This is a genomic window from Microbulbifer sp. (genome assembly GCF_036563125.1).
GTDB lineage: Bacteria > Pseudomonadota > Gammaproteobacteria > Pseudomonadales > Cellvibrionaceae > Microbulbifer.
On record NZ_DATCMV010000136.1, the window covers coordinates 12,642 to 38,752 of the forward strand.

General features: G+C 60.2%; 22 protein-coding genes. 5 read left to right on the plus strand and 17 right to left on the minus strand.

The genetic code is table 11. The features are described 5' to 3' along the window. Nucleotides 1-53 precede the first annotated feature (53 nt). Both VIL80_RS11650 and VIL80_RS11655 read right to left on the minus strand, forming a co-directional pair. Nucleotides 54-2,543: a DUF1631 domain-containing protein gene (locus VIL80_RS11650; RefSeq protein ID WP_332036278.1), complete on the minus strand. Its 2,490-nt coding sequence runs from the start codon at nucleotides 2,541-2,543 to the stop codon at nucleotides 54-56. Nucleotides 2,544-3,016: 473 nt separating this feature from the next. Beyond that, nucleotides 3,017-5,275, minus strand: coding sequence for a DUF1631 domain-containing protein (locus VIL80_RS11655; protein ID WP_332036279.1), 2,259 nt, complete (start codon nucleotides 5,273-5,275; stop codon nucleotides 3,017-3,019). Nucleotides 5,276-5,687: 412 nt separating this feature from the next. On the opposite strand from VIL80_RS11655, the gene nadC reads away from it, so the two are divergent. Beyond that, entirely contained in the window at nucleotides 5,688-6,545 is an 858-nt protein-coding gene (nadC, locus tag VIL80_RS11660; protein WP_332036280.1) for a carboxylating nicotinate-nucleotide diphosphorylase, read from the plus strand. A 22-nt stretch (nucleotides 6,546-6,567) separates the two neighbouring features. On the opposite strand, the gene VIL80_RS11665 is transcribed toward nadC, so the two are convergent. From VIL80_RS11665 to VIL80_RS11730, 14 genes are all read right to left on the minus strand, one after another. Further along, nucleotides 6,568-7,653, minus strand: a complete 1,086-nt coding sequence (locus VIL80_RS11665; RefSeq protein WP_332036281.1) for a glycosyltransferase family 2 protein — start codon at nucleotides 7,651-7,653, stop codon at nucleotides 6,568-6,570. Next, nucleotides 7,641-8,069 (minus strand): GtrA family protein, encoded by a 429-nt coding sequence (locus tag VIL80_RS11670; RefSeq protein WP_332036282.1) that lies wholly within the window; start codon nucleotides 8,067-8,069, stop codon nucleotides 7,641-7,643. The genes VIL80_RS11665 and VIL80_RS11670 overlap by 13 nt, the downstream gene beginning before the upstream one ends. After that, nucleotides 8,056-9,474 (minus strand): glycosyltransferase family protein, encoded by a 1,419-nt coding sequence (locus VIL80_RS11675; protein ID WP_332036283.1) that lies wholly within the window; start codon nucleotides 9,472-9,474, stop codon nucleotides 8,056-8,058. The genes VIL80_RS11670 and VIL80_RS11675 overlap by 14 nt, the downstream gene beginning before the upstream one ends. Before the next feature lie 2 nt (nucleotides 9,475-9,476). Beyond that, nucleotides 9,477-10,889, minus strand: a complete 1,413-nt coding sequence (locus VIL80_RS11680) for an isoprenylcysteine carboxylmethyltransferase family protein (RefSeq protein WP_332036284.1) — start codon at nucleotides 10,887-10,889, stop codon at nucleotides 9,477-9,479. Between the two features lie 170 nt (nucleotides 10,890-11,059). Further along, nucleotides 11,060-11,980: a sulfite exporter TauE/SafE family protein gene (locus tag VIL80_RS11685; RefSeq protein WP_332036285.1), complete on the minus strand. Its 921-nt coding sequence runs from the start codon at nucleotides 11,978-11,980 to the stop codon at nucleotides 11,060-11,062. Continuing rightward, nucleotides 11,980-12,210, minus strand: coding sequence for a cbb3-type cytochrome oxidase assembly protein CcoS (gene ccoS / locus VIL80_RS11690; protein ID WP_332036286.1), 231 nt, complete (start codon nucleotides 12,208-12,210; stop codon nucleotides 11,980-11,982). Before ccoS ends, VIL80_RS11685 begins: the two co-directional genes overlap by 1 nt. 46 nt (nucleotides 12,211-12,256) lie before the next feature. Next, complete coding sequence (locus VIL80_RS11695) at nucleotides 12,257-14,767, minus strand: heavy metal translocating P-type ATPase (protein ID WP_332036287.1); 2,511 nt, start codon at nucleotides 14,765-14,767, stop codon at nucleotides 12,257-12,259. 4 nt (nucleotides 14,768-14,771) lie between these two features. Next, entirely contained in the window at nucleotides 14,772-15,329 is a 558-nt protein-coding gene (locus VIL80_RS11700; RefSeq protein WP_332036288.1) for a FixH family protein, read from the minus strand. A 50-nt stretch (nucleotides 15,330-15,379) separates the two neighbouring features. Beyond that, entirely contained in the window at nucleotides 15,380-16,795 is a 1,416-nt protein-coding gene (gene ccoG / locus VIL80_RS11705) for a cytochrome c oxidase accessory protein CcoG (RefSeq protein ID WP_332036289.1), read from the minus strand. Nucleotides 16,796-16,945: 150 nt separating this feature from the next. After that, entirely contained in the window at nucleotides 16,946-17,854 is a 909-nt protein-coding gene (gene ccoP, locus VIL80_RS11710) for a cytochrome-c oxidase, cbb3-type subunit III (RefSeq protein ID WP_332036290.1), read from the minus strand. After that, on the minus strand, nucleotides 17,851-18,075 hold the full coding sequence (locus VIL80_RS11715; RefSeq protein WP_332036291.1) for a cbb3-type cytochrome oxidase subunit 3: 225 nt from the start codon (nucleotides 18,073-18,075) through the stop codon (nucleotides 17,851-17,853). The genes ccoP and VIL80_RS11715 overlap by 4 nt, the downstream gene beginning before the upstream one ends. A gap of 13 nt (nucleotides 18,076-18,088) precedes the next feature. Then, nucleotides 18,089-18,706, minus strand: a complete 618-nt coding sequence (ccoO, locus tag VIL80_RS11720) for a cytochrome-c oxidase, cbb3-type subunit II (RefSeq protein ID WP_332036292.1) — start codon at nucleotides 18,704-18,706, stop codon at nucleotides 18,089-18,091. A 12-nt stretch (nucleotides 18,707-18,718) separates the two neighbouring features. After that, nucleotides 18,719-20,179, minus strand: a complete 1,461-nt coding sequence (gene ccoN, locus VIL80_RS11725; protein ID WP_332036293.1) for a cytochrome-c oxidase, cbb3-type subunit I — start codon at nucleotides 20,177-20,179, stop codon at nucleotides 18,719-18,721. 145 nt (nucleotides 20,180-20,324) lie between these two features. After that, nucleotides 20,325-21,545, minus strand: coding sequence for an argininosuccinate synthase (locus VIL80_RS11730; RefSeq protein ID WP_332036294.1), 1,221 nt, complete (start codon nucleotides 21,543-21,545; stop codon nucleotides 20,325-20,327). Between the two features lie 356 nt (nucleotides 21,546-21,901). Between VIL80_RS11730 and pyrC the strand changes: the two genes are divergently transcribed. The 4 genes from pyrC to VIL80_RS11750 all read left to right on the plus strand — a co-directional run bounded on the left by pyrC (nucleotide 21,902) and on the right by VIL80_RS11750 (nucleotide 25,003). After that, nucleotides 21,902-22,939, plus strand: coding sequence for a dihydroorotase (pyrC, locus tag VIL80_RS11735; protein WP_332036295.1), 1,038 nt, complete (start codon nucleotides 21,902-21,904; stop codon nucleotides 22,937-22,939). Nucleotides 22,940-22,984: 45 nt separating this feature from the next. Next, on the plus strand, nucleotides 22,985-23,662 hold the full coding sequence (gene rnt, locus VIL80_RS11740) for a ribonuclease T (RefSeq protein WP_332036296.1): 678 nt from the start codon (nucleotides 22,985-22,987) through the stop codon (nucleotides 23,660-23,662). A 98-nt stretch (nucleotides 23,663-23,760) separates the two neighbouring features. Beyond that, complete coding sequence (locus tag VIL80_RS11745; RefSeq protein ID WP_332036297.1) at nucleotides 23,761-24,705, plus strand: extracellular catalytic domain type 1 short-chain-length polyhydroxyalkanoate depolymerase; 945 nt, start codon at nucleotides 23,761-23,763, stop codon at nucleotides 24,703-24,705. A gap of 100 nt (nucleotides 24,706-24,805) precedes the next feature. Next, on the plus strand, nucleotides 24,806-25,003 hold the full coding sequence (locus VIL80_RS11750; protein WP_332036298.1) for a PFL_1563 family small protein: 198 nt from the start codon (nucleotides 24,806-24,808) through the stop codon (nucleotides 25,001-25,003). Nucleotides 25,004-25,109: 106 nt separating this feature from the next. On the opposite strand, the gene secF is transcribed toward VIL80_RS11750, so the two are convergent. Beyond that, nucleotides 25,110-26,111: a protein translocase subunit SecF gene (gene secF, locus VIL80_RS11755; protein WP_332036299.1), complete on the minus strand. Its 1,002-nt coding sequence runs from the start codon at nucleotides 26,109-26,111 to the stop codon at nucleotides 25,110-25,112.

Genomic DNA, 26,111 nt, shown 5'->3' on the forward strand with positions numbered 1-26,111 from the left:
TTTCATTGTGCAAACAGGGCACCTGACACCGCGGCATCCGCCGCAGTTTGGCATCAGACGCTGATCGCCAGCTTGCTTTCACCGCAATTGCCCACCACATGCTGCAGTGCGCGTTCAAACAGCGGCCCCTGCTCCAGCGGCATCAGCTCCTCGTTACGCAACGCGTGCGCGAGTTCCAGGCGCGAGTAAACGCCAACCTTGGCACCCTGGCGATTGACGAACATAAACTGATCAAGATCACTGATGATGGCGGCCAGACGACAGCGCATCGGCAGTTTTTCCGGATGCCGCAACAGGAACCAGCTGTCCTTGAGGTGGTAGGTCTGCTGCCAGTGGTCGTCGCTCTGCGGCAGCACCTTCAGATCGGCGGGCTTAGCGGGACTGGCCTGGGTGACCACCTGCTGGATCTCCTCCACTTCGGGCAGCGCCCTCTGGGTCGGCGGCAGCTCCCGCACGTCGTCGAGCACCACATCCGCCGCGACCGCGATCTCCTGCACCGGTTGCGCAGACATCACCTCATCGGCCACCGGGATCGACAGTACGCTGTCAGCCTCCCGCCGTAGTTCCTGTACCAGGCGCTCGCGAATACGGCGCTCGCGCTCGGATTCCACGCGCTCCCCGAGCTTCTGCCGCTCCCGGTACAGCGCCTCGAGACCGCCGAGCAGCCGCTGGCAATCAGCCCCGCTCAGTGACAGTGACTGCGCGCCCTCTTCCAGGCGCTTTTTCAAGTCCGGCAACAACTGGCGCATCTTGGCACTGCTTTCCGGCATCGGTGCCACCACACTCCAGATAAGGTCGCGGGCGGTCAACACATGCTGGCGCCAGGAACCACTATCGGTGCCCTCTTTCAGGCAGGTGCGGAACAGCACGCTACTCCACACCCGATTCAGCCATTCGTGCACAATTTTGGGCAGTTTGCGCTCTGCGGTCAGCGCTTCGAAGACGGCCGCCACCCGCGCCTTGGCCGCCTCTACCCGGGCCGTACCCTGGGCTTCATCGATGGTGCGCCGTTCCATGACCGCGGCGCGCTTGCGCTCGCGCTTTGAGAATTCGCGGAAGGACTCCAGCAGGCGCACGAAGATCTGCTCGTCCTGGTCGTACTCAGCCAGCACCCCATCCACGATGGCGGATATTTCGCGATACAGCGGGTCGTTGAGGTAGTTTTCTCCCGGCTGCCAGCCGATCGCGGCATCTGCCAGTTCGTTGAGCAGGCGCCGCGCCGGGTGTCCGCCCTTACTGAAAAATGCCTTGTCTGCCACCGCCAGTTTGAGCATCGGCAGCTGCAGGCGAATCAACTGGACCTTGATGGGTTCCGCCAGATTACGGTCCTCGAGCATGAACGAGAACAGCATGTCCACCAGGCGGATAACTTCGCTATCCAGCTCGTGCAGTGACGCACTCTGCTTGCTGGCAATCAGATGTTGCTGTAACAACTCAGTGACATTGACCAGATGCCCGGTGGCACCGGACTGCACCGGCAGAGTCATCTGGAACTGCCCGAGATGTTGCAACAGCGTCGGCGTCGCCATGGGCACAGCGCCAGAGCCGAGCGGCATCAGACCCGGCGTATAACTGCCGGTGCCGGAACCTGCCCCGCCATCGACTGCGCCGCCATAACCCATATCTGGGTAACCCGGCGCAAACCCGGCGGCGGAGAAACCGGCGGGCGCCATACCCTCCGCTCCCTGCGGCCCAGATGGCAATTGGCCGAAAGCCTGTGTTCCGGCTTCAGACAGCGCGCCGGGAGGCAATTGGGTGCGGCGCTGGGGACGGGCCTGCTGGCGAGCCTGGCGGCGCAGCGGGTCTTCAATCGTGGGCAGCACGCCCTGTTCGATCAACAGGCGGTTGCAGGCCTCATACAGTTCGCCCAGGCGATTGACCAGCTGCAGCTCAAACTTTTTGAATACAGTCATGCGCGCGCGCAGCGAAATTTCCACGTCTTCCAGCGCCTCGGCGAAGGCGGCGCAGATGGCGCTCGGGCCGAGGGGCATATTCTCGTCGTAGATTTTGTTTGGCAGCAGCGTATCCAGGCGTAAAGACAGCGCTGCGATGGACTCCGCGTGATCCCGCCTTACGTTAGCCACCATGGTGCGAATGGCAACCTGCTGTTCCAGGTCGTCATTATTCAGCAGCGACAGGGCCTTCAGTGTGCCGGAAGAATTGAGGGACGCATCTTCCCCGGGGTTGTCGTTGCGCGGGGAGTGGAATCGCTCCTCTATACCATCGCAGAAACCATCCAGCAGGTTGCTGTGCTCCACGCGAATAGCGCGGATGGCCTGGAACAGGCGATCCTGTTCATCCTGCAGGTGGGCTTTTTCCGCCATGGTAAACAGTGAATCATCCACCTGGGCGAGGACTTCTTCCGCCCGGGCCTGCAGCCACTGCACCGCTTTCTGATTGACGAGGTTCACGTTTTTCGACAACTGCCGAGGTGTGGAATGGCGGGAACCAGCGCGGGTTCTCTCATAGCCGCCGAAGTCTCTCTTGTCTCCATTCGGAGCACCGCCAGTGATGACAAACAGTTCTTTATTGTTTCTTTCCATATCTTCCATGCTCACCCCAGTTGCCCTCCTGGCAATGGTTTTGAGTGTACCAACCGCAGGGGCCTTTACGGCATCCCCATACCCTGCGGAGGGCGAATGTTTTACAGCATATCGGGCAACTGGTTCTGGTTTTGAAAACCACATCAGTTGTCCAGTACCGGTGGGACGGCGCAGCAATCTGCTCAACCGATCACCCACCTAATTGGCACTAGTTACCAATAAAAATGGAACTTTCGCTCAATATCCTGCAAACATAAACGACACGCAAGTCCCAAAAAGGACCATTATTGGACAATTGGCTTGTATAAAGTTGGATTTTGGAGACTAGACAGGAAAGTCAAGCGCACAATGTGTCAAAAGGCGACGAATATTCGATATTCGCCGCCACACAAACACTCTATGTGGCTAAAACGACGGCCATATGACGAGGCCGTCGGAATGGTTGTTGCACCAAGCTGGGACGCCCCTGCAGATCAGTGCATTTCTCCGCGGGATTTGCGCACGGTACCGATTACGGACTGCAGTGCCCGTTCAAACAACATGCCGTCATCCAGTGGCATCAATTGCGCAGCCCGCAGTGCCTGCGCCAGTTCGATGCGGGTGAATTCCGCCACCTTGGCACCATTGCGATTGACGAAAATGAACTGGTCGATATCTCTGATCACTGCCGCCAGGCGACAGCGGAACTGCTCCTCATCACCGCGCTTCAACTCGAACCAGCTGCCCTGGGCAAGGCGGAAAGTCTGCTGCCAGTGGGGATCATCCTCTGATATTTCCTCGGTTTCCGCCTTTTGCCCCTTGCGCTCGACTTCGGCGACCACCTGCTCGAGATCTTCCATCTGCGGAAGTTCGACGACCTTCTCGATCTCCTCCACCACGCTTTGAGAGGCGACGCGAACTTCCTCACGTACCTCGTCACGCACCTGTTCAAGCACTTCGTCGCGCGCCTCTTGGGCCTTGCGACTGCGCTCTTCGGCGATACGCTGCGCCAGTGCAAAACGCTCGCGGTAAACCTCTTTGAGCCCCGCAAACATGCGCCGCGCTTCAAAGGAGTTGAGCGACACCGCTTCCACCCCCGCTTTCAATCGCTCTTGTAGCGCGGGCAGTAATCCCAGCAACTGCTTGCGGCTGTCCGGCATCGGCGCGTGCACACTCCACACCAGGTCCCTGGCGGTACGCACATCGCGGGCCCAGCTCTCGCTGTCGGTGCCCTCCTTGATACAACTGAGGAACAACATGTTGGCCCAGACCTTATCCAGCCACTCGCTAACCACGGGCGGCAGATCCCGCTCCGCGACCAACGCATCCATCACCGCCGCAACCCGCGCACGGGCAGCCTGGGTCTTGGCGCGACCATCGGCTTCGTCGACGATGCGCTGCTCCAGCTTCTGTGCACGCTTGCGCTCGCGTTCGATGAACTCCCGGAAGGATTCCAGAAGCACGGAGAAGACATTGATGTCCTGATCGAACTCTGCCAGGACCTGCGCGACCACTTCGCTGACTTTTTTGAACAGCGGATCGGATTCGTGTTTGTCTTTTGCCTGCCACCCGGTGCAGGCATCCGCCAGTTCGTTTAGCAGCTTGCGCGCCGGATGTCCGCCCTTGCTGAAAAAAGACTTGTCGGCAATCGCCACTTTGAGCAGTGGCAACTGCAGGCGCCCCAACTGGGTTTTGATTGGTTCGGCGAGGTTGCGGTCTTCGAGGATGAACGAAAACAACATCTCCACCAGTTTGATGATGTCGCTGTCGACCTTGGTCAGCGCCGCGGCCTCGCGCACATCGACCAGGCGCTCCTGAAGCAAGCTGTTGACATTCAGCAGCTGGATTCCGCCATCGCTGTAGCTGCCCGGCAGGTGGCTCTGCAGCGCACCGAGGTGAGACAGCAGGTCCTGAGCCGCCATCGGTGCAATACCCGAATTCACCGGCAACAGGCCATAGCCGGCCGCAGGTACGCTGGCCCCCATGGCCGCGTGGGCTACAGGTTGCGGCCCCGGTTGCGGTGCCGGGCCGCGCGCGGCCGGACGCTGTTGCTGGCGCGCGGCGCGGCGCTGCTGTTTGAGCGAGGGCAATACCCCGTGTTCCACAAACAGGTCATTGCACTGGTCGTAAACGGCTTCCAGATTGAGCATGACAACCTGCTCGAACTTCTTCAGCAGGGTCAGGCGGGCGCGGATATGCATACTCAGCGGGCGCGCCGCCTCGATAAATGCATCACAGATGGCGTCCGGACCGATGGGGTTATTCTTGTCGTAAATTTTGACGGACAACAGGGTATTGAGGCGTAGGGAAATTTCCGCCAGCGGCTCGGCAAAATCCCGCTTGGCGTTGGCAACCATGGTATCTACTGCCACCAGTTGCTCAAGATCGTCGTTGTGTACCAGCGACAGATTGTCAGCGGAGTAGAGTTCATCGGCGCCGTCGGAGGATTCGCGCACCTGGAAGGCTCGCGCCACATTGTCGGCAAAACGCTCCACCACCTTGCGCCGTTCAACCCGCAACAGTCGCAGCGCCTGGAACAAGCCATCCTGCTCCTCCTGGCCGTGCGCCTTCTCCGCCATGGCAAACAGCGAGTCATCCACTTTGGCAAAAACAAGCTTGGCCTGCTCTGCGAACAGTTCACTGGCCTTGTCCCGCACGGCGGCTACCGGCACCGGAAGGTTGGCACCTCTTTTGCTGTCGCGCTGCTCCCGTTGTAAACCCTGGATGGATACCACGTTATCGGAGTCTTTCATTGCCAATTAACCTCGGCCGGCGGCCCCGTCGGGTAGCCGGGTGGTGCAACCGCAGTGGGTCTGGGAACCCATCCGCGAACCTGTTGTTATGTTATGTCGCCGCTGTTGCTGGTCTTGCAACCGCCCGGGAACTGCAACTGGTAAGGTTACAGGAGAGCGAAACAACAGCGTGGTATGACCAAAAATAGTTAATGGTCGATTCTACGGAGTTACGCGCCACTAGCACAACAGCCTCATAATCGGCGCGAATGTTTTTGCGACAGTGGTCACAGCCCCATTTGTACCCGGCGGCAGATGAGATCTGTCAGGGAAGCGACCATTTACCTTCAGGCCCACCCTGTGAATTTGCTAGTATTGCCAGCCACGATATCCGGCCACTTTTCACGCCGGGCCTAATTTACCGAGGTTCCCCATGACACCCGCCGACGCCGCCATCCCCAATTTGCAGCAGGATATCCAGCGCGCCGTAACACATGCGCTGGCGGAAGACATTGGCGATGGCGACATCACTGCACAACTGATTCCGGCCGACCGCCAGGCGCGCGCGCGGGTAATTACCCGCGAGGATTGCGTCTTCTGTGGCAAAGCCTGGGTTGATGAAGTGTTTCGCCAGCTGGACCCGGAGCTGCAAGTGCTCTGGCATGTGGCGGATGGCGACAGGGTCGAGGCGGACAGTACCCTGTTTGAACTGAGCGGCAACGCGCGCACGATACTGACCGGCGAGCGCTGTGCGCTCAACTTTGTACAGACGCTTTCTGGCACCGCCACGACGGCATCGGAGTATGCTGCCCTCGCCGAAGGCTCTGAAATTCGTATTCTCGATACCCGTAAAACCATCCCGGGCCTGCGCACTGCGCAGAAATACGCGGTGCTCTGCGGCGGCTGTCACAACCATCGCATCGGCCTTTACGATGCCTTCCTGATCAAGGAAAACCACATCGCTGCTGCGGGTGGAATCGACAAGGCGGTCAGCCAGGCGCACCAGATCAAGCCCGGTGCACTGGTAGAAGTGGAAGTGGAAAGTTTGCAGGAACTGCAGCAGGCGCTGGACGCCGGCGCCGACGTGATCATGCTCGACGAGTTCACGGATGAGATGACGGCAGAAGCACTGAAGCTCGCCCGCGGCCGCGCAAAAATCGAAATCTCCGGCAGCGTAAACGAGGCGCGCCTGAAGCAGTTGTCCGGGCTGGCCGTCGACTACATATCCTCCGGCAGCCTGACCAAGCACCTGCGCGCCATCGACCTGTCCTTGCGGTTGCTGTCTGATTAACCTGGAAAGTGGAACCCGCGTGTCAGCGGCCGGGTTGGTTGGCCAGCGCTTCGTCGCGGGCCACCCCGCCCGGGTAGCGCACCTGCGGATACCCCGGCATTAAACGGCCTGCCTGCGGGCCTGCCATCGGCTCGACACCGACCACCTCGCGCAAATGGAACCGCGGCCGGCGCTTCACCTCTTCGTAGATTTTCCCCAGATACTCGCCGATCACCCCCAGGCAGAGCAGCTGTACGCTGCCGATAAACAGCACCGGCACCATAATGGACGCCCAGCCGGGCACCACGGAATTGGAAAAGAGCTTCACGAACAACACCCAGACAATCAGCCCCAGCGCCAGGCCGCCGGAGACCAACCCGAGCAGGGTAATGGCTCTGAGCGGTGCAATGGAAAATGCCGTTACCCCCTTCCACGCCAGCGACAGCATCCGCCGCAGCGGATATTTGCTCTCGCCCGCCAGGCGCGGCCTGCGGGAATAGAGCACGCTGGTGGAGCGGAAACCGAGCTCACGCACCATGCCGCGCAGAAACAGGTTGGTCTCCGGGTACTCCAGCAGGGTGTCCACCGCGCGCCGCGACATCAGGCGGAAATCCGCATGATTGAATACCAGATCCACACCGAGATTCTGCATCAGCCGGTAATAGCCCTCCGCGGTCATACGCTTGAACCAGGTGTCAGAACCCCGCTCTTCACGCACCCCGAATACCACCTCAAACCCGGCGCGATAGGCATCCACCATCGCGGCGATATTTTCCGGCCCATCCTGCAGATCCGCATCGATACTTACCACCATATCCTCCCGGGTCAGGGAGAGACCGGCGTACAGCGCATTCTGGTGGCCGCGATTGCATGACAGTGCTACGGCCACGATACGGTCGTTTTCACTGGCGAGCTGTTCCAGTAGCGGCCAGGTGGTATCGCGACTGCCGTCGTCCACGTAATAGATTTTTGAGTCCGAGGCGATACGCCCGCCGACCTCCAGTTCCGTCAGTGTCGCCAGCAATTCTGCGGTGGTCTCCGCAATCACCGCCTCCTCGTTGTAACAGGGGACGACAATGGCCAGGGATGGCGCCGGCGTGCGTGCCGCAGGCTCAGTTACGGATTCCATTGTGGCTCCCGGTAGATCCAGAGTTGATGCAGGAGAAAATTGCCGACCAGCGTGACCAGTGTGGCGATCACCTGCGCCAGCAGGTAGGGCAACAGCGGCAGCGCCAGGGAAAAGCACAGGGTATTGGTGGCAAGCCCGATCACGGCCACCACAACAAACTTCGGCAGGGCCTGTAGATGGCGCGCGCCGCCACCAAAAGTGAAATGGAAGTTCAGCAGGTAATTGAAGACAGCGGCAAATCCAAATGCCAGCGCAGAAGAAGCCACCTCCCCCGCCGCCGCCAGTTCGACCAGCGCCACCAACAGCAGATACTGGATGGCGGTGGCGACACCGCCCACCGCGGCAAAACGCACCGCCCTGCCAAGCAAGCGACCAAACCGGTACGGTGAGGTTGTGCTGTGATCAGACCGCGGCATTGTCTTTTTCCCGCTGCGTGTCCGCCTCAGGCACCGCGACCGCCACAGGCTCAGACCTGGCAGCCACCGTCGTCGCGCCGGCCTCCGCAGGCAACGTCAGGTCTTCGGCTTCACTGTCGCGCCGCGCCCGACGGCGAAGGACACCCGCCAGCAGCACGGCCTGGGTTAGCAATAGCCCTTCCGCGGGTTTGCGGTAGCGCCCTTCGTTGACCGCGATCGGCAGTAGTCCCTGAACCAGGATCCAGGTCGCAATGAGCACCGCAAACAGACGCGCGCTCTGCAAACGGCGCCAGTAAACCGCGGTACCCAGCACCAGTAACAGAGTCAGTGGCGCCCACAGCCAGCGGCTCTGGTGATTTACACTTTCCAGCCAGCGCTCGCGGTTGTTGTCCGGCCAGGAGGTGCCGAAAAACAGGTAGATCAGGTTTTCCCCGGTCAGCGTCAGGTAGCGCTCCAGTGTCCAGGGATATCTGGCCAGCGCACGGGTCCAGTCTTCGCTGCCACTCTCGATACGGATGCGCGCATGCACCGGACCTTCGCGGGAGGTGGTCCAGTCACTGAGAGGTGCGAGGGGCTTTTCGCCGGTGGAGGGGGAGCCGAACCAATAGTTCCACTGCGCGCCCTCACGGCTGTAGTGCACATGGATTTCGCGCTTGCCGGAGCGCAGGTACAGCGCCACCAGCTGCCCGATGCCGTGGGGCGAAACCATGTGCATGGCGGCATAGCTGCGGTAGGCCAGCGGCCCCATCAGCAAGCCGAGAAGCAGCAGGCTGTATCCCGCCTTGGCCACCTTCTGCGACTGCGACAGCCACAGCCAGGAAGTGACGACCGCCGCCAGCGGAATGGCGATGCCGCGGGTCAACCCGGCCAGCGTCCACAACACCACCATCAACAGGAAACTCGCCAGGGTCTGCTTGCGCCGGCAGCGCCAGCTGGCGTAAAGCGCCGCCCCCAGCAGCGGCAGCAGCAGTGTCTCCTGCATGAAATAGCTGTAGATCGTGATCCAGGAAGGCAGCAGCGACAGCGCAGCCCACACCGCTGTCGCCTGCAGGCGCCGCGGAAGCAGTTCGCGGGCAAAGCGATACCAGATCCACGGGGTCAGGCACGCGAGCAGTGCGGTGAAGAAGGCAACCAGCAGCGGTTCACCCAGGGTAAGTTTTGCCAGCACCCCCACATACACCTGGTACATCACCGGGTCTGTGAGGGTCATCGGGTCCCGCCGCAGGGTCTCGGTGCCCTGCTCCCAGTGCCGCTGGGGGTCGCTCCAGATATGGTCCATGGGGTTGTAGGTGAAAACCTGGTCCACCCGCAGCCAGATGCCCAGGGCGATCAGCAGGTAGAGCGCGGCATAGGTCCACCAGCGGCGATCGAGCCGGAATGCACCCGGTGACACGATTCCCCACATATTCAACAGCCACCCGCGCCCACGGCGGCGTTGCCGGTCACCAGCGGTGCCGGCGGCGGCACCTCGCCCCCGCCGTAAAACAGGCGACCGTTACCGAAACGCAGCACCGGGAACCAGCGGCCGACGAAAGCAAACAGCCCCCGCTCGCCGATGTAATTGGCGTAAGCCACATAGGTGGGATCCCAGGAAAGGTGGCGCTCTTCGGTGCGTGCACGCATGAAGTAAATAAAATTCACCAGCAGCAGCAGCAGCGAGTGCCGCAGGGCCTCAGGCACGCTGACACTCACCATGAACGGCATGGAGATCATCCACCAGGAGAGATTCTTGCTGATATACGCCGGGTGTTTGGTGTAGCGATAGGGCCCGTTGGTGAGAATGCCGCGATGGGTGAGGTTGGAAAAGCGGATTCCGAAGGGAATGCTCGCCCACACGTAGATGGCGATCAACAGCAGAATGGTAGAGCCCCAGATGCCATATGCCAGCGGCGTATTCCAGAACCAGTGACCCCAGGCAGGTGCCTCGTCATATTTGAGGTAGGTCCCGGAGAACAGGCTCCAGAATGGCTGGTAGCCGATCAGTGCCACGCCCCAGCCGAGAAAGCTGGGCTCTGCGGTGCGGATATGCGAGTCAAACAGGCGCAGGGTGCACACATAACCGACCGTGACAAACAGCAGATCGATGTAAAACAGGAAGTTGAAGGTGAAATCAAACACCGCCCTGAAGCTGTCGAGAAGACGGGAGAAATCAAACGCCAGCAGAGTGCCGAGGTTGTTGCCCATATACACGAACATCAGTGGCAGGAAGAACAGTTTCACCAGCCAGCCCAGATACAGCTGGCCCACCGCCCTGCCGGAAATTCCCTGGCGCTTGCCCAGCAGCCAGCTGCCCAGCTGCCAGTAGCTGTCCTTGGGCTCGGCCATGGCACCGTCGAGCAGATAGAAATACGGCACCGCCAGCAGCAGCCACCAGGGCAGTGCCGCGCGCACCACCGAGAAATAGTTGTGGTAAAACGAACCGTGGTATTCGGGCAGCAGCCAGTACACAAAGGCCACCGAACCCACCGCGAGATAGAAGCCCAGCAGTTTCACCGCCGTGCGGCGCAGGCTGTAATTCCTGCGCCCGAAATCCAGCCCCGCCGAGGGATTGCGATAGGGTTTGAGGAAAAACCACTCGAGCACAATGATCGGCAGCGCCAGTGCCAGCGCCACAACCACCAGGGCGTGGGTTTTCACGTTCAGATCCTGGCCGTAGGCCCGCAGCCAGAACACCGCCCCCAGCGACACCGCCAGTGCGAGCAGGTTGATCCAGATGCGGGTGGGCGAATCGGGGCAAACTTGCGCAACTGCCGATTCTGGCGCCGTTTTCCTGTGCGCGACGCGGTGTGCGCCGGCTACGTTGTTTTTTATTTTTTTCATAGCCAATCCAACTGTCACTTCGCAATCTCTGGCGACGGCAAGCACGACCTCGAAAATGGTCAGCAAAAAGTGGTCAGGCCAGAAATTACCGTGGCGCCAGTGTACCCGCAAGCCCCGAATTCCGCCACGCCGTGAAACCGGCGGTGGGGTTCATGCGGCGATGGCGAGAATCAGTCCCCAGAATCGTCGCGGAAGTCCTCGCCCGCAGCCTCTCCACCATGATGATGGTGGTGCGCGCCGGGGTGAGCATCTTGCTCTGGAGTAGGATCTGCGACCGGCACTTGATGCTCCGGGGGATGTTCGCTAATGGATCCCTGGCCGGAATCGTGACTGTGGCCAGCATCATGCGCAGGCGTATCAGCCTGTTGGGCACTGTGGCCCCCATGGGAATCGTGTCCACCGTGGGAAGCGTGCCCGCTGTGGGCACCGTGCCCCATCGCGCCCCAGATGGTCCAGATTCCGAACAGCAGCACCAGCGCCGCCATGGACAGGCGCACACCTGGCCGGCGTACAATTTCCCGCAGGCGTGTCGCCGCAAAGCCGGTGGCGAGTACCGCCGGCAGTGTGCCGATCCCGAAGGCGAGCATGGCCAGTGCCGCCTGTCCGCCACTGCCCTGGGCCAGTGCAAAGGTGAGCGCGCTGTAGACGAGACCGCAGGGCAGCCACCCCCACAGGGCACCGAGCGCCAGCGCCTGGGACGTGGATTTGACCGGCAGCAACTTGCGCGACAGCGGCTGCACCCACCGCCACAGCACAGCACCGCCGCGTTCGAGCCAGGTCAGGCCGCGCCACCAGTCCGCCAGATACAGGGCCATGGCAATCAACATCAAGCCCGCCAACAGGCGCAATGGCGCCAGGCTGCTGGCAATGTCCGTCGCCACATAGGCCCCCAGCAAACCGACAAGCAACCCCATCAGGGTATAGCTGGCCACGCGGCCGGTGGAATAACCGAGCAGGCGCGGCCAGGCGGGCTTCTGCCCCGGCACCGCAAGCCCAAGGGCACCGGAGATACCACCGCACATGCCGACACAGTGGCTGCTACCCAGAAAGCCAATCGCCAGGGCCGCGGCGAGGCTGCTCCATTCAGGCATCAATTCTGCTCCCGCGATGGGTCTTGTGGGGAGGGCGCAGACTCGGTGTCACCTCCCTGTGCGGGGATATCCTTGCCGGATGTCCGCGGCGCGTCATCGTCAAACAGGATGCGCCGCCCCTCGGTCTCCAGGTCGTCATACTGACCACTGTTGACCGCCCAGAAGAACAGCTTTACTGCGCCGGCGATAAAGAGAATGACAATGGGGACCAGCAGAAAAATACTGTCCACGATATACCTCAAACGATTTCAGTGGCGGCCGTGGCAAGTCCGGCCATCAAAGCGCCGGCTGCCAACGGGACAGGCGCAACGCGTTGACCACCACGATCAGGGAACTCAGCGACATACCGATCGCCGCCGCCCACGGCGGTACCAGGCCGAGAAATGCCAGCGGCAGCGCCACCAGGTTGTAGAGAATGGCCCAGGCCAGATTCTGGCGAATGATTGTGCGGCACTTGCGCGCCAATTCAAAGGCCCGGGGCAGTGCGCGCAGGTCGCCCTGTAGCAGGATCGCGTCCGCACGCGATTGTGCCAGATCCGCCGCCGACATCATCGCCACCGACACATCCGCACCGGAGAGCACCGGCACATCATTGATGCCATCCCCCACCATCAGCAGTCGCTCGCCGCCCGCCTGCAATGATTGCAGATGAGCAAGCTTCTGCTCCGGCGAGGCGCCCGCACGAAACGTGTCGATGCCGGTAAGCCCAGCCAGTCGCGGCACTTCCGCAGATTGGTCGCCGCTCAGCAGTTCCGCCGCCAATCCCTGATCCTGAAGCTGTGCGACGGACTCCGCAGCGCTCTCACGCACGTCATCCCCCAGCCCCAGCCAGGCCACGGACCCGCTAGAATCGCCCAGCAGCAGCCACTGCCCGGGCTCCGACGGAATCTGCAGCGAAGGTACGGCATCTGCGAAGCCCTCCCGTACAAAGTCGGCGCGCCCCAGGCGGTAGTTCACGCCGCCGCAGAGGCCCGACACCCCGCGACCGGTAACCGAGCGCAGATCCCGTGCAGAGCGCTTTCCAACCCACGGCTGGAACGCGCGTGCCAGCGGGTGACTGCTGTGGGCCTCCAGCGCGGCGGCAATTTCGCGTATATCCATGTCGCTCACACCAGCGCGAAGCGGCACGATTGCGCGCAACCGCGGCTGCCCCTCCGTGAGGGTTCCGGTCTTGTCAAAAATGACCCGGGTGAGCGTTGGCAGCGTTTCCAGCACATGCCCCCGTGCGACCAACAACCCCAACTGCTGCAAGCGCAGGGTCGCCGCAGCCAGCGCCGCCGGCGTTGCCAGCGACAGCGCGCAGGGGCAGGTCACCACCAGCACCGACAGCGCAATCCAGAAGGCCCGCTCCGGCGCTACCTGCCACCAGAACACGAAGGCCGCGACAGCAATAAACAGAACCGCTGCGATAAAACGCCCGGCGAGGCGGTCCGCCAGCGCCACCTGCGCCGGCTTGTCCAGCTGCGCCCGCTCCACCAGCTTTTCGATGGCGGACAGCCGCGTACTTTTGCCGGCGGCCGTAACTTCCACGGTGAGCGAGGAGTCACTGTTTACACTGCCGGCAAAGACCTGGCTGCCAACAACCTTCTGCTGCAGTGCGGACTCGCCGGTGAGTATGGACTCATCAACCCCACTGGCCCCGTCTGTCACCACCCCATCGACCGGAATCGTGTCCCCCGGGCGCAGCAGTATGCGTTCACCAACCTTCAGCGCCGTCACCGGAACAGATTCCACCACCGTGTCATCGCCCGCTACACGGAGCCGCTGCGCCGCCAGTGGCAGCAACTGTGCCAGTCCACCGCTGGCCAGTCCCGCGCGGTGCCGCGCACGCATTTCCACCGCGCGCCCCAGCAGCAGGAAGAAGGTAAACATCGAAATCGATTCGAAATACACCTCACCGGTTTCAAACACCGTGGCGTATACACTGGCGCCGTAGGCGAGACCAATGGCGAGGGAAACCGGCACATCCATTACCAGCTGACCACTGCGCAGTGCCCGCCAGGCGGCGGCAAAAAAGGGTTGTGCCGCATAGCACACCACCGGCGTCGCCACGATCAGCGACACCCAACGGAAGAACAGCTCGAACTCGCGCTCGATGCCCTTGCTGGCGCCAAAGTACAGGGCAATGGCAAACATCATCACCTGCATGGTACCGAGCCCGGCCACCCCCAGGCGGCGCATGGCCGCGCGTCGCTCCTGCAGGATCAGGCGCTCGCTGTTGGCGGCGGTGGCGGGCGCGGGGCGGTAACCGATGGCGGCGAGGGAGGCAAATAACTGGCTGACCGAGATCTGCGCGGGGTCAAACACAATCTGGGCGCGGTGGGTGCTGGCGTTTACCGACACCCGTTCCACGCCGGGGAATGCCAGCAGGTGTTTTTCGATCAGCCACACACAGGCGGCGCAGGTGATGCCACTGACCAGCAGGCTGGCAACTTTCAGCGCCCCCGTCTGCCCTGTCCGGCCCTGCGGCTCAAAATCGCGCACGAACTCGCCCTGCACTTCCGGCAGGTCGTAGGCACTCCAGCGATCACTTTGCGCTGACGATTCCGGGCGCAGGCTGCTCTGCTCGCGGAAGCGGTAGAAGTTGTCCAGCCCACCGGCGACGATCGCGCCGGCGACCGCCTCGCATCCGGGGCAGCACATGGCTCTGCGTGCACCGTCAATCTGGACGAAGTAATTGCTGCCCGCGGCCACCGGCAGTCCGCAGTGATAGCAGTCAGCTGAGGTTGCCGATGTCTCGGGGCGGGAGGGTGTGGCAGTAGCAGTCGTGGCAGAGGATCCTGTCATGGGCTTACTGCACGGCGGGTTTCAGGGGCACTCCATTGCCGAGGTCAAAATTGATTTCCCCTTTGAGCCGCCACTGGGCATTGCGGAATTCTTCCGGATTCAGCTCCGGACTCACCTGCAGATACCAGCGATGCTGCAGAGGCACATGTACCTGCCCGCGATAGCGGCCAATCGACACCTGCTCCAGCACGACGTGATCGTCCAGATCCGCCTCTACCGGGTGACTCAGGGACAGCAGTAATTTTTCCGGGTAATCGATATCACCGCGCAGGTCCAGGGTGACCACCTTGTCTTCCGGCGAAAACAGCAACACACCGGCCATATTCAGCTCGCGCGCATGCTGGTCCTGCTCGGCGCTGTAGTGGTACAGGCGACTCTCCTTGTAATAGGTATCGCTCACCACATCATCGCTGTGGCGCACGGCGATCGACACCATGATGAAGGAAGTGATCACTACCAATACCAGCGGCGCCATCACCAGCCAGAACCACGGCTCGCGGTACCAGGGAGCTGGCGCGTCGGAATTGTTGTTGGCGGTCTGCTGCACTTTTCGTTTAACCATCAAAATTCATTTCTGTGGGATGGCAACTGCGCTCGGCAGTTGCCCCGGGATCATTTGGGCCCGATAAACACCGTCCGGTGGCGGTCTTCAAGCTCGGGGGCATCCTTGGCCTGGATCACGATCTCGATATCGTGCTTGGTTTCCTTCAGCTGCTGTTGCGGCACACTGACGCGGATGGGCACCGAGTATACCTCACCGGGGTTCACCACAATCCCCTGCTGCATCCGCAGTGAGTAGTCGTAACCCTCCCTGCCCTCGATACGGACGCTGAATTCATGGGGCTTCTGGTCCATGTTGTTAATTTTGACCGTGTAGACATTCTGCACCAGCCCTTGGGAGATCCGGTACATACGCGCACCGCGATCCCGCAACACTTCCGCCTGCACCGGGCTTCGCGTTGACACCGCATAGGAGAACGCGCCGATCATCAACAGCAATACCAGGCCGTAGCCAAACAGGCGCGGGCGCGCGAAATTTGTCTTGCCGGTTTCCAGCTCGTCTTCCGAAGTGAAGCGGATCAGGCCGCGGGGATACTCCATCTTGTCCATGACGCTGTTGCAGGCGTCCACGCACAAGCCGCAGTTAATGCACTCGTACTGCATACCGTCGCGGATATCGATATCCACCGGGCACACCTGCACGCACCAGAAACAGTCGATACAGTCGCCCATACCCTGGGCCTTGTAGTCGATGTTTTTCTTGCGCGGGCCGCGGGCTTCACCTCGGCGAGCATCGTAATAGACCGCCAGGGTGTCCTTGTCGTACATCACGGACTGGAACCGCGCATAGGGGCACATGTACTTGCACACCTGCTCGCGCATAAAGCCAGCATTCATATAGGTGGCGAAGGTAAAGAAGGCGACCCAGAACGCACCCTGCGGATGGGCCTTAAAGGTGGCGAGATCCACCACCAGATCGCGAATGCCGTAAAAATACCCGACGAATGCCAGTGCCGTGGCCAGGGAAATAAGCAGCCAAATGAGATGGGTACCGCTCTTGCGCAGCACCTTTTCCGCGGTCCAGGGAGAGGCGTCCAGCTTCATCCGCTTGCTGCGATCCCCTTCGCACACCCGCTCTGCCCAGATAAACATCAGCGTCCACACGGTCTGCGGACAGGTAAACCCGCACCAGACACGACCGAGCCAGGTGGTCACCGCAAACAGCGCAAACGCGGAAATGATCAGCAGCCAGGCCAACAAGAATCCATCCTGGGGGCCGAAAGTGGTCCACAAAATGTGGAACTGGCGCGCGGGGAGATCAAAATGAACCGCCTGGTGCCCATCGATATTGACCCAGGGGATAAAGAAAAATGCCAGTAACAGCGGAAGACCCGTGTACTTGCGAATGCGGGTGAAGACGCCGCGGATATGGCGAATATAGACCTTGTCTTCAGACTCGTAGAGCATGCGATAGCGGACTTCGCCGTCGCCGTCCTGCTCTTCCCGTGTAGGTATTCTGTCGCTCACAAAACCTCACTTCCCGAATTATCCGGATCGGGATATGGCTGCAGTTACATGCAATGAGGCTTGTTATTCTTCCCTGCGGTGCCCTTCCCTGTAAGATGGGTGGCGGTTACACCACCACCCATCCAATCATTCAGTTCGCCCAACCCGAGCTTACTGTTGAACCTCATCCTGCCGAGACAGGCTGTAGACATAGGCCGCCACCAGACGGATTTTGTCCTCGCGCAGTTTCTCCTTCTGCGCCGGCATAACATTGCTGCGACCGCCGCGAATGGTGTGCTGGATCTCTTCGCGAGTGCTGCCGTACAGCCAGATGTTATCGGTCAGGTTCGGCGCGCCCAGTGCCTGGTTGCCCTTGCCGTCCATACCGTGACACGCCATACATACAGTGCCAAAGACCTGCTTGCCCTGTTCAGCCATGGCGGCGTCATGCTCAAGACCGTTCATGGCCAGCACATACTCGGCGGCATTTTTAACACCAGCCTCGCCGATGACCGGACCTTGCGGTGGCATCATGCCCTGGCGGCCGTTATGCAGGGTTTCCAGGATTTTTTCCGGGGAACCGCCGTACAGCCAGTCGCTGTCGGTCAGGTTCGGGAAACCGTAGTTGCCACCACCATCGGCGCCGTGGCACACAGCGCAGTTGTTGGCGAAAATCCGCGCACCCATTTTGAGCGCTTCCGGGCTTTCGGCAATTTTCTCGATCGGCATGTCCACATACTGACCGAACGTTTCCTTGAACTCTGCCTGCGCCTTGGCCTGGTCCGCCTTCAGCGCGCCGACGGAACTCCAGCCACCGATGCCCTTGAAGTTACCCATACCCGGGTAAATCACCAGGTAGATGGCGGAAAACACCAGTGTCAGTACAAACAACAGGAACCACCACTTGGGCAGCGGGTTGTCGTACTCCTCAATGCCATCGTAAACGTGGCCGGTTGTGCGGTTTTCCGGGTCGTCCTGGTCGTTTACCGCGACCTTGCGGTTTGCGAAGAGAACCCAAGTTACCAATCCGAGATTGGCGAGGGTGAGCACAATTACCCAAACACTCCAAAATGTACTCATTTGTCCTGCCCCTGTTCCTGTTTCTTACCGACCTCGTCGCCGGTACTGGTTTCGCGCGTTTGCGCGGCCTTGTCAGAAGTTAGTTCTTCGTCTGCGAACGGCAGCTTGGCATCTTCCTCGAAGCGCTGTTTGCGTTTGGGGGAAAAGGCCCACCAGCAGACTGCCAGGAACGCCACCGCCCCTAGCACCACTGCAATCTGCCGCAGAATATTGATATCCACTGCTCGCCCTCGCTTAGCGCTTCTGCTGCACCAGCGTACCCAGCTGCTGCAGGTAGACCACCAGCGCGTCGATCTCGGTCACACGACCTCCGACAAACGGCTTGGCGGCATTGGCAATGTCTTCGTCGGTGTAGGGAACACCCACGGTGCGCAGTGCGCGCATCTTGGCAGCGGTGTGCTCCCCGCTCACCACATTGTCAAACAGCCACGGGTAAGACGGCATGATGGATTCCGGCACTACGTTGCGCGGATTGTAGAGGTGTGCACGGTGCCACTCGTCAGAGTAGCGGCCACCAACACGCGCCAGATCAGGACCGGTACGCTTGGAGCCCCACAGGAAGGGGTGCTCGTATACGTGTTCCTGCGCCATGGAATAGTGACCATAGCGCTCCACTTCTGCACGCAGCGGGCGCACCATCTGGGTGTGGCACACATGGCAGCCTTCGCGGATATAGATGTCGCGACCTTCCAGCGCCACCGCATCCAGCGGCTTCAGGCCGGCGATGGGCTCGCGATTGTTCTCGACGAAGAACTGGGGAACGATCTCCACCAGCGCGCCGAAGCTGATCGCAACGACGGTGAGGATAATCATCAGGCCGATATTCTTTTCTACGATGTCATGATTCTTCACGATCGATTCCCCTTAAACACTCTTCGCAACCGGCAGGTTTTCGTCGTCACGCACTTCGCCTTCTTTCGGCTCATCGGTGATGGTGCGGAAAACGTTGTAAGCCATCAGAAGCATGCCGGTCACAAAGAAAGCACCGCCCAGCCAGCGGACGATATAGCCCGGGTGACTTGCGATCACACTTTCCACGAAGCTGTAAGTCAGGGTGCCGTCGGCGTTGAATGCACGCCACATCAGGCCCTGGGTAATGCCGTTCACCCACATCGCAGCGATGTACAGCACGGTGCCTACGGTAGCCAGCCAGAAGTGCGCATTGATCAGGCTCACGCTGTACATCTGACGGCGGTGCCACAGTACCGGCACCAGGTGATACAGGGCGCCGATGGAGATCATCGCTACCCAGCCCAGAGCGCCGGAGTGCACGTGGCCCACGGTCCAGTCGGTGTTGTGGGACAGCGCGTTGACGGTCTTGATGGACATCATCGGGCCTTCGAAGGTAGACATACCGTAGAAGGACAGGGAAACCACCAGGAAGCGCAGGGTCGGGTCAGTGCGCAGTTTGTGCCAGGCACCGGACAGAGTCATGATGCCGTTGATCATGCCACCCCAGGACGGCGCCAGCAGGATCACCGACATGATCATCGCCAGGCTCTGGGTCCAGTCGGGCAGTGCGGAGTAATGCAGGTGGTGACCGCCGGCCCAAACGTAGATGGAGATCAGGGCCCAGAAGTGCACGATGGACAGCTGGTAGGAGTATACCGGGCGGCCGGCCTGCTTCGGCACGAAGTAGTACATGATGCCGAGGAAGGCTGCGGTCAGGAAAAAGCCCACCGCGTTGTGGCCGTACCACCACTGGATCATCGCATCGGTGGTGCCCGCGTAAGCGGAGTAGGATTTCAGTGCACTTACCGGAATCGCGATACTGTTGACGATATGCAGAACAGCCACAGTGATGATGAACGCACCGAAGAACCAGTTGGCCACATAGATGTGGGACGTACGGCGCTTCATGATGGTGCCAAAGAACACGATGGCGTAGGCAACCCAGACCAGTGCGATCAGGATATCAATCGGCCACTCCAGCTCCGCGTACTCTTTACTGGAGGTATAACCCAGTGGCAGCGTGATCGCGGCGGCGACAATAACGACCTGCCAGCCCCAGAACGTGAACGGAATCAGCCAGCCGCCCCACAGGCGGGTCTGGCAGGTACGCTGCACAACGTAGTAGGAAGTGGCGAACAGCACGCTACCACCAAACGCGAAAATAACCGCGTTGGTATGCAGCGGACGCAGGCGCCCGAAGTGCGTAAAGGGCTGCCAGATATCATTCAGCGCAGGCCACGCCAGCTGTGCGGCGATGAGTACGCCGACACCCATTCCAACAATACCCCAGACCACCGACATGATGGTGAACTGGCGCACAATGTTGTAGTCATAGTCCGGCAACTTGCCGGCCTCTGCCACTGTTGTCGTCATTGTGTAACTTCCGTTGCTTTTAGAGATTCGTTTCCGTCAAGCGCGAGTGATATCCGCCATTAAAGTAGCGGCTGTTCCCTTCACGGTAGACCGGGGGGGCGCAGAAACGACGATTTAAACGCTTCAATCGTCGTTTCTGACTGATTTAGATCAAGTCTCTGCCTTTACCTGCCGCAATTCGCAGGCGCAGGGCATTCAATTTGATAAATCCTTCGGCGTCTTTTTGGTTGTAGGCGCCAGCATCGTCCTCGAAGGTGGCAATGCGCTCATCAAACAGGCTGTCGGCGGAGCGGCGCCCTACGGCACTCACACTGCCCTTGTAAAGTTTCAGGCGCACTTCACCGTTGACCACCGCCTGAGACTCATCGATGGCAGCCTGCAGCATGCGGCGCTCCGGGGACCACCAGTAGCCGTTGTAAATCAATTTCGCGTAGCGCGGCATCAGCTCATCTTTCAGGTGGGCCACTTCGCGATCCAGGGTGATGGATTCGATGGCACGATGCGCCTTCATCAGAATGGTACCGCCGGGGGTTTCGTAGCAGCCGCGGGACTTCATGCCCACATAGCGGTTTTCCACGATATCCAGACGACCGATGCCGTTGGCGCCGCCGAGCTTGTTCAGCTTCTCCAGCAGGGTCGCCGGGCTCATGCGCTCGCCGTCGATGGCAACGGGATCGCCTTTCTCAAATTCCAGGGTGATATAGGTGGCCTGGTCCGGCGCCGCCTCAGGGCTGACACTCCAGCGCCACATGTCTTCCTCGGCCTCTGCCCACGGCTCTTCGAGCACGCCACCTTCATAGGAGATGTGCAGCAGGTTGGCGTCCATGGAGTACGGGGACTTTTTCTTCTTGTTGGAAAAATCCACCGGAATCTTGTGCTGCTCACAGTACTGCATGAGCTTCTCGCGAGAGGTCAGATCCCACTCGCGCCAGGGAGCGATCACCTTGATACCAGGCTTCAGGGCGTAGGCGCCCAGCTCGAAGCGCACCTGGTCGTTGCCCTTGCCGGTAGCGCCGTGGGAAATGGCATCAGCACCGGTTTCATTGGCGATTTCGATGAGTCGCTTGGCAATCAAAGGACGGGCAATGGAGGTACCCAGCAGGTACTCGCCTTCATAGATGGTATTGGCGCGAAACATCGGGAACACGAAATCACGCACGAACTCTTCGCGCAGATCGTCGATGTAGATCTCCTTCACGCCCAGAGCCTGAGCCTTGGCACGCGCCGGCTCGACTTCTTCACCCTGACCGATGTCGGCGGTAAAGGTAACAACCTCACAACCATAGGTATCCTGAAGCCAGCGTACGATCACCGAAGTGTCGAGGCCGCCAGAATACGCCAGTACCACCTTGTCGATCTTGCTCATTACTATCCTCTGTATAGTGGGCCCGAACATTCGGGCAAAGCCGTCACCAGCAGGCGCAGCACATCCTGAACGGGCGCTGACCACCTGTGAAATGTCTCGATCTGGGGAGATTCTTTTTGGATATGTGCCCAGGAAGTGCGGATAGCCCGCCTTTTTTCGGGGCGGGATTGTAGCGCCTAGAATGGTCCACGACTAGCACCCGACAGAGAGTCGGCAGATTGCACAGTAAGCAAACAGCAGTCCCTGTTTACTTTATATTCAATCTGCCGAACGATGAGGCAATTACCGCAGTTTTCGCAATTTATTGGCGCTTCAGGTAGCATCGGCGCCGCGATCAATCCGGGAGGAATTATTCGGTGGACTCCAGACAACAAATTACCCTGCGCGCACCTGATGACTGGCATATTCACCTGCGGGATGGCGCTGCCCTCGCGCGCACCGTTGGCGATGCCTCCCGGCAATTCCGTCGCGCGATTATCATGCCGAATCTGGTTCCACCGGTGGTCAATGCCGAAGACGCGCTGAGCTACAAGGCCCGCATTGAGGCCGCAGTACCTGCCGGAAATGTATTTACCCCGCTGATGGTCATCTATCTGACGGACAAGACCACGCCCGAGATCGTGCAGCAGGCCCACGCCGCTGGTGTCGTCGCCGCCAAACTGTACCCGGCTGGCGCCACTACCAACTCCGATTCCGGCGTTACCGATATCGCCAATATCTACCCCGCGCTGGAAGCCATGCAGTCCTGCGGCATGAAGTTGCTGCTGCACGGAGAAGTCACCACCGCCGATATCGATATCTTCGATCGCGAGCGCGTGTTTATCGAGAATATTCTCGGCCGCGTGGTAGAGGACTTCCCGAGCCTCAAGATCGTGCTCGAGCACATTACCACCGCGCATGCGGCGGAATTTGTGGCAAAGGCGCGCGCAGGGGTTGCGGCAACCATTACCGCCCACCACTTGCTGTACAATCGCAACCATATGCTGGTGGGCGGTATTCGCCCCCACTATTACTGCCTGCCGATCCTGAAACGCAGCATCCACCAGGACGCGTTGATTGAAGCGGCTACCAGTGGCAGCCCGAAATTCTTCCTCGGCACCGATTCCGCCCCTCATGCACAGGGTAAAAAAGAGGCTGCCTGTGGCTGCGCCGGTTGCTACACCGCCTTCAGTGCCATCGAACTGTACGCCGAGGCCTTCGAGCGCGCCGGTAAACTGGACAAGCTGGAGGGTTTCGCCAGCGAATTCGGTCCGGATTTTTACGACCTGCCACGCAACAGTGACACCATTACCCTGGTGCGTGAGCCCTGGACCCTACCCAGCGGGCTGCCGATGGGCGCAGACGCACTGATTCCGCTGGCCGCGGGCGAAACGCTTAACTGGCGACTGCTCTGACAGCAGCCGCGACAATCTACGAAAGACGAAGTACCAGGAAACCCCGTGACTCCAGCAGAAGCTCCCACAGGCCCCAAATCCCTCTTGGCTCAGCGATTCCGCGGTTTCCTGCCGGTCGTGCTGGATCTCGAGACCGCGGGCTTCAATGCCCGCACGGATGCCCTGCTGGAGGTTTCCGCGGTCATCCTGAATATGGATGAAGAAGGCACCCTCTACCCGGAGGAGACCCACAGCTTCCATATCGAACCTTTCGAGGGCGCGAACATCGAGCAGTCGGCACTGGATTTTATCGGTGTCGACCTGGAGTCACCGGAGCGCGACGCCTGGCCGGAAGAGATTGCGCTGCCAGAGCTGTTTCGCCAGATTCGCCGGGCGATCAAGAGTCACAGCTGCACCCGCGCCATCATGGTGGCGCACAACGCGCATTTCGATCTCGGCTTCATCAACGCCGCCGTCAACCGCTGCGGGCTGAAGCGCAACCCGTTCCACCCCTTCTCCTGCATGGATACCGCCACGCTGTCCGGTCTTGCCTACGGGCAGACCGTACTGGCGAAGGCCTGCCAGACGGCGGGGATCGCTTTCGACAACAGCGCCGCGCACTCCGCCGAATACGATGCGGAAAAAACCGCTGAGCTGTTCTGCGGTATCGTCAATCGCTGGCGCGACCTGGGCGGCTGGCCGCTGTTAACGCAACCGGAAGACGACACGACCTCAGACGAGTAACCCGCGCTGCGGCGCGGGTTACTACCTTGGTCGCATGTTCTCCGCTACCGCGCCCCGCTAGGCTGAGGCGGCCTTTAATAACAATAGCGGTGCATGTAATGAACAGGACCAAACAGCCCAAGTTGCTGACTTTAGGCTTGGGGCTATCCCTGACACTGGCTGCCGGTGGTGCAAATGCTGGCAGCTGGCAGCAGAACGTCTCGCTCGGGGGGTTCGACAAGGTCCACATCTACACCCCGGATAGCACCTCCCCCATCGGCAAGGGCCGATCCCTGCTGGTGGTCCTGCACGGGTGTACACAGTCCATCGACGCCTACCTGACGGCAAACCTGCAGGAGGCTGCGGACGCATACGGTATGGTTATTGCCGTTCCCGACGCCATGAACAAGGCCGGCTACGGCTGCTGGTCCTACTGGGAAGACAACCGCTCCCGCACATCCGGCGATTACAAAAACCTGATCGAGCTGGCCAACACTATGAGTGGTGATGCCAGCCGCAATATCGACCCGGACCAGGTGTACATTGCCGGCCTTTCCTCCGGTGCCGTATTTGCCAATACCGCCGCCTGTATTGCCCCGGACGTGTTTGCCGGCATGGGGATCAGTGCGGGGCCGAGTGTGGGCACCAGCCCCAGCGGCGCCATTCGCAATTGTGAAACGGCAGATGTTGCCAGCCGCTGCAGCAGCTACGCAGGCAGCTATTCCAGCCATTTCAGCACCCAGATATCCTCAATAACCCACGGCACCAGCGATACGGTCGTCGACGACTGCTACAACTCCCAGAACGCCGAGGGTATGGCGGAGCTGTACGGCGTTGAGCAAGCGCCGGGAAGCAACACCATTAGTGAGGGTGCTCACACCGCCACCGAAACCCTGTGGCAGGACGGACGGGTTTCCATGCTGTGGCTGAACGGTGTGGACCACTCCTGGTCTGGCGGACAGGGCGCAAGCGGCAGCTATGTGAGCGCCGAAGGCGTCAATTATGCGAGCTATCTCGGCCAGTTCTTTGTCGACAACAACAAACGCGTAAACCGCAATCCGTAAGCCCAAACCAGACCCTTCCCGGGGCGTCAATAGCCTCGGGTGATTTTTTGCACAGATTGCGGTATTATCTTGCGCTCATACATGAATAGTGGACAAAAAAGTGGCTAAGAAAGCATCCAGCGTGAACAAGCGGGGCAAGGAAACCGTGTCGACCGAATCACGCGAAGCAATTGAAGCGCAAGTTCAGGCATTCCTCGCCAACGGCGGAAAAATTGAACAGATCCCCAAAGGTGTCAGCGGGCAGACCAATACCTCAGGCCCCAAACACATTACCCTCGGTAAAAAGCCCCGCGCCTGACCCCCACCTGGGCTCTCATTGAAAAAACGCAGCGCTGACGCTGCATACGGACAAGAAAAAGGCGGGTATGACCCGCCTTTTATCCGAAAACCGAGAGCTATCCCAATCAGGGCATTTCATCCAGTTCTGCACCTTCCTTGACGGGCGGCATCAGGTCTTCCTTGGTGGTATTCATCGCCATCAGGATGTTCGCGGCCACGTATACCGACGAGAAGGTACCGATCACAACACCGACAATCAGGGCCAGGGAGAAGTTGTGAATCAACTCTCCACCAAAGAATTGCAGTGCCCAGAGCACCAACAGGGTGGTGAACGAGGTCATGAAGGTACGGCTCAGGGTCTGGCTCATGGAGATGTTGATCACCTCCTCCGGGCTTGCCTGACGCACCTTGCGGAAGTTTTCCCGCACACGGTCATACACTACGATGGTGTCGTTGATCGAATAACCGATCACCGCCAGAACCGCTGCCAGCACCGTCAAGTCAAAATCCAACCGCAAGATCGCAAAGAACCCGAGCACGATAATGACGTCGTGAATCAGCGCCACAACCGCACCTACCGCGAACTTGTACTGGAAGCGAAGCGCTACGTAAGCCATCACCACCGCTAGCGCAAACAGCATCCCCAGGCCACCGTCGTCACGCAGCTCTTCACCGATCTGCGGACCGACCATTTCCACCCGGCGCAGGTCAATTCGACCGTCGCTGTGCTGGCGAAGAGCTCCCACAACCTTGTCACCAATGGAATTGTTGGCCTCCGCATCACGGGCGTTCTGCTGAGTCTGGGCTTCCGCTACTTCCGGCGGCAGCTTGATCAACAGCTCCCTGTCGGAACCGAAGCGAACCACTGCAGCGCCCTTGAAGCCGGCGTTTTCCAGTTGCGCGCGCACATCTTCAATTTTCGGGGCATTTTGATACCCCACTTCGATCTGGGTACCACCGGTAAAATCCAGCCCCAGCTTCAGGCCATTCATGGCCAGCGCAACAATGGAAACAATCACCATCCCCAGGGAGATGGCCGCCGCAAGCTTGCGCCAGCGCATGAAATCGAACACGCGCTTGCCCATATATTCGGTAATTCGGCCGTTTTCTTCTTTGGTTGTACTCAT

Excerpts from the sequence above, each read along its gene's own strand:
- VIL80_RS11650 (WP_332036278.1), bottom strand. The coding sequence starts at position 2,543 with ATGGAAAGAAACAATAAAGAACTGTTTGTCATCACTGGCGGTGCTCCG.
- VIL80_RS11730 (WP_332036294.1), bottom strand. The coding sequence starts at position 21,545 with ATGAGCAAGATCGACAAGGTGGTACTGGCGTATTCTGGCGGCCTCGAC.
- VIL80_RS11685 (WP_332036285.1), bottom strand. The coding sequence starts at position 11,980 with ATGCCTGAATGGAGCAGCCTCGCCGCGGCCCTGGCGATTGGCTTTCTG.
- VIL80_RS11745 (WP_332036297.1), top strand. The coding sequence starts at position 23,761 with ATGAACAGGACCAAACAGCCCAAGTTGCTGACTTTAGGCTTGGGGCTA.
- nadC (WP_332036280.1), top strand. The coding sequence starts at position 5,688 with ATGACACCCGCCGACGCCGCCATCCCCAATTTGCAGCAGGATATCCAG.
- ccoN (WP_332036293.1), bottom strand. The coding sequence starts at position 20,179 with ATGACGACAACAGTGGCAGAGGCCGGCAAGTTGCCGGACTATGACTAC.
- VIL80_RS11665 (WP_332036281.1), bottom strand. The coding sequence starts at position 7,653 with ATGGAATCCGTAACTGAGCCTGCGGCACGCACGCCGGCGCCATCCCTG.
- VIL80_RS11680 (WP_332036284.1), bottom strand. The coding sequence starts at position 10,889 with ATGAAAAAAATAAAAAACAACGTAGCCGGCGCACACCGCGTCGCGCAC.
- VIL80_RS11655 (WP_332036279.1), bottom strand. The coding sequence starts at position 5,275 with ATGAAAGACTCCGATAACGTGGTATCCATCCAGGGTTTACAACGGGAG.
- VIL80_RS11695 (WP_332036287.1), bottom strand. The coding sequence starts at position 14,767 with ATGACAGGATCCTCTGCCACGACTGCTACTGCCACACCCTCCCGCCCC.
- ccoP (WP_332036290.1), bottom strand. The coding sequence starts at position 17,854 with ATGAGTACATTTTGGAGTGTTTGGGTAATTGTGCTCACCCTCGCCAAT.
- VIL80_RS11675 (WP_332036283.1), bottom strand. The coding sequence starts at position 9,474 with ATGTGGGGAATCGTGTCACCGGGTGCATTCCGGCTCGATCGCCGCTGG.
- VIL80_RS11670 (WP_332036282.1), bottom strand. The coding sequence starts at position 8,069 with ATGCCGCGGTCTGATCACAGCACAACCTCACCGTACCGGTTTGGTCGC.
- VIL80_RS11700 (WP_332036288.1), bottom strand. The coding sequence starts at position 15,329 with ATGGTTAAACGAAAAGTGCAGCAGACCGCCAACAACAATTCCGACGCG.
- secF (WP_332036299.1), bottom strand. The coding sequence starts at position 26,111 with ATGAGTACAACCAAAGAAGAAAACGGCCGAATTACCGAATATATGGGC.